Source organism: Streptomyces sp. SID4985, assembly GCF_009863025.1.
In the GTDB taxonomy this organism is placed as follows: domain Bacteria; phylum Actinomycetota; class Actinomycetes; order Streptomycetales; family Streptomycetaceae; genus Streptomyces.
The window spans coordinates 1-5,323 of record NZ_WWIR01000448.1 but is presented as its reverse complement, the minus strand read 5'-3'; the positions used below and the strand labels follow the sequence as shown (position 1 = coordinate 5,323).

5 protein-coding genes are annotated in these 5,323 nt (G+C 70.2%); 1 reads left to right on the top strand and 4 read right to left on the bottom strand.

All coding sequences use genetic code 11. From position 1 onward, the window contains the following. Window positions 1-152: 152 nt before the first annotated feature. On the bottom strand, window positions 153-473 hold the full coding sequence (locus GTW40_RS19915; protein WP_161181554.1) for a hypothetical protein: 321 nt from the start codon (window positions 471-473) through the stop codon (window positions 153-155). A gap of 121 nt (window positions 474-594) precedes the next feature. After that, window positions 595-2,940 carry an immune inhibitor A domain-containing protein gene (locus tag GTW40_RS19910; RefSeq protein ID WP_161181553.1) on the bottom strand — a complete coding sequence of 782 codons (2,346 nt, stop codon included), beginning with the start codon at window positions 2,938-2,940 and terminating at the stop codon, window positions 595-597. 360 nt (window positions 2,941-3,300) lie between these two features. Here GTW40_RS19910 and GTW40_RS19905 point away from each other — a divergent pair, with 360 nt between their 5' ends. Continuing rightward, the gene (locus tag GTW40_RS19905; RefSeq protein WP_161181552.1) at window positions 3,301-3,597 is read left to right on the top strand and encodes a hypothetical protein; all 297 of its coding nucleotides are present in this window, start codon (window positions 3,301-3,303) and stop codon (window positions 3,595-3,597) included. Between the two features lie 108 nt (window positions 3,598-3,705). Here GTW40_RS19905 and GTW40_RS19900 read toward each other — a convergent pair whose 3' ends face one another. Together GTW40_RS19900 and GTW40_RS19895 are read right to left on the bottom strand one after the other, a co-directional pair. Further along, window positions 3,706-4,506 carry an RDD family protein gene (locus GTW40_RS19900; protein ID WP_161181551.1) on the bottom strand — a complete coding sequence of 267 codons (801 nt, stop codon included), beginning with the start codon at window positions 4,504-4,506 and terminating at the stop codon, window positions 3,706-3,708. 71 nt (window positions 4,507-4,577) lie between these two features. Beyond that, a partial coding sequence (locus GTW40_RS19895; protein ID WP_237525588.1) for an RDD family protein occupies window positions 4,578-5,323 on the bottom strand: 746 nt, incomplete at its 5' end.

Genomic DNA, 5,323 nt, shown 5'->3' with positions numbered 1-5,323 from the left:
GTGGCTGGTCGCGCAGTTCCCCGCGCCCCTTGAGTGGGATCAGCTCCGTCGGTCAGCAGGAGGCCCCTCGTAGCCGACGGAACCGGTCCCACCTGAAGGGGCGCGGGGAACTGCGCGATCAGCCGCAACGGACCCGCACCCGACAGCGCACGTCACAGACCCGACGGCACCGCAGGCCGCAGCAAGGAGCGGATCGGACGCCACAGCCCCGTCGCCGACGTGCCGTCCAAGGGCGCCGTGCGCCAGACCAGGCCGTCCGGATGGTGCAGGACCGCCGTAATCTCGTCCGGGGTGGGGGGCGCCGTGTTGCCCCGGAGGTACACCGCTCGGAGGCCGAGGTTGCGGAGGCGGGTCAGGGCGCGGGCGCGGTTGCGGGCGTGCACCAGGACGCGGACCCCGGCGGTGCCGTGCGGCAGGTTCAACGCCACCACCACCGTGCCGTTCGGCAGTCTGCTGAAGCCTCCTGCGGCCATGCGGTCACATCCCCGTTCCGTCCGGTGTCAATAAGCCGTCCACAGGACGCACCTAAACACGATCGGCGGCAACCCGCCAGGGGATTGCCGCCGATACATCTGTGACCTGCGATGATGCCGACTACTTCACCGCGGCGCCGACCTCGAGCTCGATCGTCGAGCCGTCCGTCGCCTCCTTGGTGATCTTGATCTTGGTGTTGGTGTCAGTGATCTTGACGCCACCGGTCGGGTTCGCCGGGTCGTAGTAGGTGTTCGTGTGGTCGTTGAAGACCGACACCCCCTTCGACCCCTTGATCTTCAACGCGACATCGCTCTTGTGCAGCGTGATGCCGTCCGTGCCGTAGAGGCTGAACGGCGAGTCGTACGCCTGGATGCGGTTGCGCAGCAGCGTGCCGTCGGCCCACTTCAGCGCCGCCGGGTGCGAGTCGATCGGCAGGATGAGGCCCGTACCCGGGTGCCCGTCGGCCGAGTTGGTGTTGTTGTCCGCCTGGGAGGTGTCCCACTTCCAGATCAACAGGCCGTTCTGGTACGGGTAGTGCTCCACCCAGCCCGGCTTCGAGGCGAAGCCGAAGTTGTACGGACCGACCTTGAGGGTCTTGTCGTACGACTCGTACTGCCGGTTCTCCGCGATGTAGTACTGCTGGTAGTCCTTGGTGAAGGACGCCCCGATCCGGGAGAAGCCGCTCGCGGCCCAACCGGCGTCAGCGGACTCGGCGTTGTCGGAGAAGACGGCGGAACCGTCGGCGGTCACCGCGATCTCGTCGGCCGCGAAGCCCTTGAGCGCGACACCGCCGTCCGTCTGGTAGCGGAAGCGCAGCTGGATCTTCTGGCCCGCGTAGGCGTCCAGCGGGAACGACAGCTTCTGGTAGGAGTCCACCGTGCCGGTGAGCGCGGGCTTGCCGGAGCCGTCCTCCGGGAGGGCCGCGCCGTCCGCCGTGCCGTTGATCGCGGTCCAGTTGGCGCCGCCGTCGGTGGACACCTCGGTGTAGAGGTAGTCGTAGCCGGCCTCGATGTCGTACCAGCCGTCCAGGCTCAGCGTGGCCGAGGACTTGCCGGTGAGGTCGACGGACCGGGTCAGCGTGTTCTTGAGGTCGTTGCCGCTGCCGCTCCACCACTGGCTCGCACCCTGCGCGGGGGTGACCACCTCGGTGGTGACCTCCTTGTCCGGGAGCGAGACCACCAGCGCCTGACGGTACTTGGTGTTGTACTCGGAAAGGCCCAGCTTGTGCCAGGAGGAGACGCCCGCCTTGGCGGTGTCGTACGTGAGCCAGCCCAGCTGGAGCTTGTCCCAGGCGTTCATGTCACCGGGCAGGTCACCGATGGACTCCTTGCCGGTGCCCAGCCAGGAACCGGAGGACATCAGGGTCCAGAAACCGGTGGAGTTGTCGCCCCCGGCGGTGTCGTACTCGTCCGGCAGCCCGAGGTCGTGGCCGTACTCGTGGGCGAAGACGCCGAGTCCGCCGTTCTCCGGCTGGATGGTGTAGTCGCCGACCCAGATGCCGGTGTCGCCGATCTGGGTGCCGCCGAGCTTGTTGTCGGACGGACCGGTCGCACCGGCGTCGGTGCCGAACGCGTACCAGCGGTGGGCCCAGATGGCGTCCTCGCCCTGCGCGCCGCCGCCCGCGGACTCGTCCTCACCGGCGTGCACGATCTGGAAGTGGTCGATGTAACCGTCGGGCTCGTTGAAGTTGCCGTCGCCGTCGTAGTCGTAACGGTCCCACTGGTCGTACTTGGCAAGCTCCGTGCGGATCTCCGCAGCGCTGTCACCGGCGGCCTCGCGGTCGGCGACCCAGGCGTTGACACCGTCCTGGACCGCGTACCAGGCGCCGGTGGAGGCCTTGTTGGAGCCGTAACGGGCCTCGTTGTAGGGGACCTTGACCCAGTCGGTGACCTCGCCGTCGACCGAGTAGCGGCCCGAGGACTGCTTCTCGTAGTACTTCTTCAGCGACTCGGTGTCCTTGCCGGTGCCGAAGTAGAGGTCCTGGTAGTGCTGCTGGTTGTAATCCTTCTGCCAGGCCGTGGAGTTGTCCTGCTTGCGGTCCGGCGCGGCGATCTGGTTGTGCAGCGGCCCGGGGGTGCCGCCGTACCGGGAGTCCGTCTTGTCGCCGAACTCCACCAGGATCGTGAAGATCTTGTCGGTCTTCTCCCGGCCCAGCTCGACGTACTTGCTGTCGCCCTTCTTGCCCTTGAGCTGGACGACCTTGGAGCCGTTGCGGTCCTGCGGCTTGGCCTTGCCCGAGATGACCTGGGTCAGCGCCTCCCGGCGCTGGGCCTGCTGGGTCTTGCTCAGCGGACCGTCGAGGTCGTGCTCCCGCTGAGCGACCGGTGCCGGGTCGTGCCGGTTCTCGGCCGCCGACCGGGGCGCCGCGCTCGCCTCCGCGACGGCGAACGTCGCGAACGTGGCGGAGGCCGCGGCGAGGGCTACGCCTATCGCCGTGGATCTGAACGTCCAGGATCTGCTGGTCACTTGATTTCCTCCCCCGCGCCGCGCGCACGGCAGGAGGGTTCCGGTTTCATGGAAGATTCCGTGCGCGCTCGATCAACGCGTGTAGTCAAGTGCCGTTATTTGACTAGAGGTTTAGAAGAAAAGACAGACCTTGACTTGTACAGGACAGGTGCACTATGCGGAGCGGGGGTTCGCTTTGCGGACGGCCGCGTCCCCTCAACGGGCGCGTGCATACGCCCAGTTGGCGAAGGTCATGACTCCGTGCGCCCCCTGTGCACCGGCGCCCCGGGCAAGGTCACGCTTACCCGGCGTGTGACTCGGGCATGGACGCGGGGAGAGTCCAGTGGCACCCCCACATCATCTTCCGAGGACACGATTGCCATGCCTCGTCCGACCGCCGCACAGCTCGCCTACGGTTCCTGCACCGTGATCTTCTCCACCCTCGCCATGCTGCTGCTGTCACAGACGGGTTCCGGCCCCGGGATCGCCGTGATCGCCCTGGCCGCGCTCGCCCTCGGCGTCCTGGTGGCCATGACCGTGCCGCACCCCCGGCGGGCCCGGACGGCTCGCCCCGAGGCCGCCCCGGAGAGCATCCCGGCGCCCACGCGGCTGGAGAGCGCGCGGCGGGAGCCGGTCGGGGCGGCGTCCGAGCCGGTGCGCCAACGGACCGCTTCCTGAGGGCGGTTGGCCTCCCGCGCCGTACGCGCGGGAGAGGGGCGGCCCGGGGTCTCTCGCCCCGGACCGCCCCTCTCCCGCGTGAGCGCCGCCCTCTCTTCCCGCCGGTGGCTACCGCGTGCTGACCACCACCGTCTTGGCCGCCTTGTCGTGCAGGCCCTGCTTGTACGGGCGGTCGAAGTAGCTCCAGCCACCGCAGATCGCGGTCCAGATGCAGGCGCAGCAGAAGGCGAACGGCAGCCACAGCACCAGCGCGCGCACCAGCGAGGTCTGCCCGGAGGGGGTGGAGCCGTTGTCCAGGTTGGCCACGCGCATGTGGAACCACCTCATGCCGAGCGTCTGGCCGGTCTTCGCGATCAGGATCGTGTCGTAGGCGATGTACAGGATCGCGGCGATGATCGACTGGGCGAAGGACTTCCCGGCGTTCATGTTCTGGCCGTTCACGTCGTACTGATGCACCCCGAACGCCCAGGTCACCAGCCAGACGACGATACCGACCATGATCATGTCGAGAATGCGGGCGATGGTGCGCTTGCCGCTGTCCGCGAGCGGGGGCATCCCGGCGAGGGGGTCGACGGGGTAGCCGGGACCGCCCGGCCCTCCGGTGCCTCCGTAGGGGCCGCCGCCCTGGCCCCCGTAGGGGCCGCCCTGACCGCCGTACGGGCTGCCGCCGCCCTGGCCGCCGTAGGGATTGCCCGGCCCGTAGGGGTTGCCGCCGGGCTGCTGCGGGCCGCCGGGCGGTGGGGGTGGCTGACCGCCGGGGGGAGGCTGCTGCCCGCCGCCGGGGGGCTGCTGGCCGCCGTGCGGGGCGTCGTACGGCGAGCCCCCGCCCTGCTCCGACGGGGGGCGCTTCCTCAGCGGATCGTCGTCGGGGGGCTGCGGTCCGGAGCCGGAGGGCGGTTCGCTGCTCATGGCCCGAGTGGACCGCGAACGCCCCGGCTCCGCACCCGGCGGGCGGCCGTACGGAGTACCGTCCGGCGGCCTCAGTCCGCGACGAAGGTGTGCGCCGCCTTGTCGTGCCAGCACTGGCGCCAGGGGCGGTCGAACAGCCCCCACAGCACGCCGACCGCCCCGATGCCGAGGAGTCCGGGCACGCAGTAGACCAGCCAGCGGCGCAGGGCCGCGCCGAACGTGGGCGGCTCGTGCGCCTCGATGTCCCGCACCTGGATCCCGCACAGCCGCTTGCCGAGGGTACGGCCCCACTTCGCGGTGGGCAGCACCTCGTAGACCACGCCGAAGAGGAGCAGTACGGCGAGGACGACGGCGAGGTACGTGCCGGTCGTGCCGTCGATCAGCCAGACGGTGACGGTACGGCCGGACAGCCGGGCCGCGTCGATCTTGTGCCGGAGGTGGTCGACGGTGCGGACGCCCAGGGGTACGGCGGCGGCAGCGGTGACGGCGCCGACGAAGAGGCTGTCGATGATCCGGGCGACCAGCCGCTTGCCGAGCCCCGCGGGGCGTCCCGCCGCCTGCCGTCTCGCCGCGGCCAGGAACGGGTCCTCCACCACCGGCTTCCACGGCGCGACCGGCTGCTCCTCCCCTCCCCCGGCCAGCTGATGCACCTGCTGGGCCCAGGAGGCCTGGCCGCCACCGGCGAGCGGGTTCCGCGCGGCCGGGTCGGGCGCGGTGGAGTTCCCCGCGGCGCCGGTCCGCGCCCCGGGGACGGCGGTCCCGAACCCGCCCAGGGGGCCGCCGGGCCCGGGAGGGGTGACGACGTCGAAGCCACGTG

Coding starts and splice junctions, on each gene's coding strand:
- GTW40_RS19915 (WP_161181554.1), bottom strand. CDS start 473: ATGGCCGCAGGAGGCTTCAGCAGACTGCCGAACGGCACGGTGGTGGTG.
- GTW40_RS19905 (WP_161181552.1), top strand. CDS start 3,301: ATGCCTCGTCCGACCGCCGCACAGCTCGCCTACGGTTCCTGCACCGTG.
- GTW40_RS19900 (WP_161181551.1), bottom strand. CDS start 4,506: ATGAGCAGCGAACCGCCCTCCGGCTCCGGACCGCAGCCCCCCGACGAC.